The organism is Streptomyces coryli (genome assembly GCF_011044975.1).
Classification (GTDB): Bacteria; Actinomycetota; Actinomycetes; order Streptomycetales; family Streptomycetaceae; genus Streptomyces; species Streptomyces coryli.
On record NZ_JAAKZV010000417.1, the window covers coordinates 1 to 3,965 of the forward strand.

The window sequence follows — 3,965 nt, forward strand, 5'->3', positions numbered from 1 at the left end:
CCCTCCACCCGCTCCAGCGCCACCCTCGGCACCCGCCTCTCCAACCACCCCGGAAGCCACCAAGCCCGCCGCCCCATCACCTGCATCACGGCAGGCACAATCAAGCACCGGATCACCACCGCATCCAGCAGGATTGCCACCGCCAGACCCAGCCCGAATTGCTGCAGCATCCTGCTCGGGCTCAGCACAAAGGCCGCGAAGACGACGATCATGATGGCCGCAGCCGCCGTAATGACCTTCCCCGTCGCCGCCAGGCCCTCCCGCACCGCGTACGAATGGTCCTTCGTCCGCTCCCACTCCTCATGGATCCGCGACACGAGGAAGACCTCGTAGTCCATCGACAGCCCGAAGACGATCGCGAAGATCATCACCGGGATGAAGGCCTCAATCGGCCCCGGCTGCACCCCGAACCAGCCCTCCTGGAAGACCAATGTGATGGCGCCCAACGCCGCCGCGATCGACAGCAGATTCAGCAGCGCCGCCTTGATCGGGATCAGCACCGACCGGAACACCACCATCAGCAGCAGCGCCGACATGCCGACCACGATGGCGACGAAGAGCGGCAGCCGGTCCGCCACCGTATCCGCGAAGTCCTGCGTCGCGGCCGTCGATCCGCCGACCAGGAAGTCGGCACCCGTACGGTCCGACACCCCCGGCAGCACGTCATCGCGCAGCGCGTGCACCAGCCGCTCGGTGCCCTCGTCCTGCGGGGCGGTCTCCGGGAAGACCATGACGGTGGTGAGCGAGCCGTCCTCGGACGGCAGCGGCGGGGTCGTGGCGGCGACGCCGTCCGCGGCGGTCAGGGCCTCGCGCAGCTCCTCCCCCACGCCCCCGTCGGCCTTGCCGGTCACGATCAGCGGGCCGTTGAAGCCGGGGCCGAAGCCCTCGGCCAGCAGGTCGTACGCCTTGCGGCTGGTCGAGTCCGCGGCATCGTTGCCCGCGTCCGCGAAGCCCAGCCGCATGCCCGCGGCCGGGGCCGCCAGCGCGCCCAGCGCGATCACGGCGATCAGCAGCGCGGGCAGCGGCCGTCGCTGCACCGCTGCGCCCAGACGCCGCCAACCCGCGCCCTCCACCTTGCCCTTGGCCGCAGCCTTCGACGCCCGCTTCAGTACGTGCCGCTGAATCCGCTTCCCGAATACGGCCATCAGCGCGGGCAGCAGCACCAGCGACGCCGCCATGGTGACCAGCACCGTCAGCGCCACCGCGAGCGCCACGCCCTGCAGCGACCCCAGCCCCAGCGCCACCAGGCCCAGCAGCGCGATGATCACGGTGCAGCCGGCGAAGAAGACCGTCCGCCCGGCGGCGTCCAGTGCGGTACGGGTCGCCGTCGCCGGATCCGACCCACGCGTCAGCTCGTGCCGGTAGCGGTAGAAGATCAGCAGCGCGTAGTCCACCCCCACGCCGAGCCCGACCAGCATCATGATCGGCGGCGTGAAGTCGGCGATCGTGAAGACATGGGACGCGAGCCCGATCAGCCCGATCGCGCCGCCGACCGCGAACAGCGCCGTCACCAGCGGCAGCGCGGCCGCCACCAGCGACCCGAAGAGCAGCACGAGCACGACCAGCGCCGCGAGCATGCCCGCGCCCTCGGCGGCCCCGCCCTCCTCCTCGACGGCGCCGCGCACGGCGTCGCCGCCGAGCTCGACGTCGAGGCCGTCGCCGGCCGCGGCCTGCGCCGTGTCGATGATCCGTACGACATCCGCCTTGGGCACCTCCTCCGCCTTGCCGGCGAGGGTGACGGTGGCGTACCCGATCGTGCCGTCCTCGGACACGGCGGCGCGGTCCTCGTACGGGCTGCGCACCCCGGTCACCGACGGCAGGTCCGCGACCTTCCCGAGCATCCGCTCGATGCCGGCGCGGTCGGAGCCGCCGCCGCGCAGCCCGCCCTCGTCCTTGAAGACGATCTGCACGCTGTCCCCGGCCTGCGCGGCGCCGTGCTCCTTGAGCAGGTCGGTGGCGGCCTGGGAGTCGGTGCCGGGGAGGGAGAAGTCATTGCGGTAGCTGTTGCCCGCCGCCTGGGCACCGGCGGTGATCGCGGCGACCACCACCACCCAGAGCAGCAGGGCACCCCAGCGGTGCCGCTGCGACCATCCGGCCAGGCGGGAGAAGAACCCGGGCCCGGCGGCCGGGGACGTGCGTATGTCAGTGCTCATGCCCTAGAGGCTGCGGCCGCGCTACGGGCCGGGGCGTCAGCCCCGGGCGGGCACCTGGCGTACCACGGGAGTTGCGGGGCAGTGCGGGGTCGTACCGCCCCGGTTGCTAGTCCGCCAGCCAACCCGGGCTGACCATCCCCGTCTCGTACGCCATCACCACCAGCTGGCTGCGGTCCCGCACCGCCAGCTTGGTCATGATCCGGCTGACATGGGTCTTCGCCGTGGCCGGGCTGAGCACCAGCCGTTCCGCGATCTCGTCGTTCGTCAGGCCCGCCGCGACCAGCACCATCACCTCGCGCTCGCGCTCGGTCAGGGCGTTCAGCCGCGGCGACGGCTCCGGCGCCTTGACCCGGCCCGCGAACTCCGCGATCAGCCGCCGCGTCACCGACGGGCTGATCAGCGCGTCGCCGCGGGCCGCGACCCGTACCGCGTGGATCAGCTCCTCCGGCTCGGTGTCCTTCACCAGAAAGCCGGTGGCGCCGGCGCGCAGCGCGCCGTACACGTAGTCGTCGAGGTCGAAGGTGGTCAGGATGACCACCTTGACCTCCGCGAGCCGCTCGTCGCCGGCGATCCGCCGGGCCGCCTCGAGCCCGTCCACCTCGGGCATCCGGATGTCCATGAGGACGACGTCGGGCCGCAGTTCCCGGCAGGCGGTCACCGCCGCGGCGCCGTCGCTGACCTCGCCGACCACCTCGAGGTCGTCCTCGTCCTCGAGGATCGACCGGAACCCGGCCCGCACCAGCCGCTGGTCGTCCGCCAGCAGGACTCTGATCTTGTTCACTGAGCTCCTAGGTTCTCGTACGGCAGCGTGGCCTCGACCACGAAGCCCGGCCCGCCGTCCGGTCGTGGGCCCGCGGTGAGTTGCCCGCCGAGCAGCCGGGCGCGCTCGCGCATGCCGGTCACGCCGCTGCCGGTACCCTCCGCGTAGCCGGCGGGGCCGCGGCCGTCGTCGGTCACGGACAAGTCGAGTTCGTCCGGCCCGTAGCGCAGCCGGATGGTCGCGGTGGTGGCGCCGCGGGCGTGCCGGGTGACGTTGGTCAGCGACTCCTGCACGATCCGGTACGCGGCGAGGTCCACCTCGGCGGGCAGCGGCCGCGGTGCACCGGCGGTCTCGACGGTCACCGCGAGCCCGGCCCGGCGGGCGCCGGCAGCGAGCTCCTCCAGCCGCTCGACGCCCGGCGGCGGCGCGGTCGGCGCCGCCTCGTCGACCTGCCGGAGCACCCCGAGGGTGGCCCGCAGCTCGCGCAGCGTCTCCTTGCTGCTCGCCTTGATCTCGGTGAGTGCCTGTACGGAGGTGTCCTCGGGGTCCGCGGTCTTCTTCAGCCGGTGCAGGGCGGCGCCCGCCTGCACATTGATCATGGAGATGTTGTGCCCGACGACATCGTGCAACTCCCGCGCGATACGCAGCCGCTCCTCGGTGGCCCGGCGCCTGGCCTCCTCCTCGGCGTACGCACGCCGCCCGTGCTGCATGCTGCCCAGCGCCACCATGCCGACGAGCCAGCCGGTGAGCATGAAGAGCGCGATCCCGTTGATCTCGTCATTGCCCGCGAGGGTGCCGGCGCCGGTGCCGATCAGCATGGCGGCGGCGATCGCCACGGCCGCCTTCAGCCGCCCGGCGGCGGCGACCGCGTACAGCGCCACGATCGGCACCACCATCAGCGGCCCGTCGTACCGGCTGCTGAGGTAATACGCGGCCGTGGCCGCAAAGCTGACGACGGCGACCGCCACCGGCCACCGCCGCCAGAAGTAGAGCGACCCGCAGGCAACCGCGACCAGCCCCCACCCCACGACGGTGGCCGCCCAGGACTCCTC

General features: G+C 72.6%; 3 protein-coding genes. All 3 read right to left on the bottom strand.

The annotated features are described in order from the left end of the window. Positions 1 to 2,153, bottom strand: a 2,153-nt coding sequence (locus G5C51_RS40400; RefSeq protein WP_165245681.1) for an MMPL family transporter, incomplete at its 3' end; no start/stop codon positions are given. Positions 2,154 to 2,259: 106 nt separating this feature from the next. Next, complete coding sequence (locus G5C51_RS40405; protein ID WP_338118496.1) at positions 2,260 to 2,934, bottom strand: response regulator transcription factor; 675 nt, start codon at positions 2,932 to 2,934, stop codon at positions 2,260 to 2,262. Beyond that, positions 2,931 to 3,965 (bottom strand): sensor histidine kinase (locus tag G5C51_RS40410; protein WP_165245683.1); only part of this gene is annotated, 1,035 nt, incomplete at its 5' end. The genes G5C51_RS40410 and G5C51_RS40405, both read right to left, overlap by 4 nt.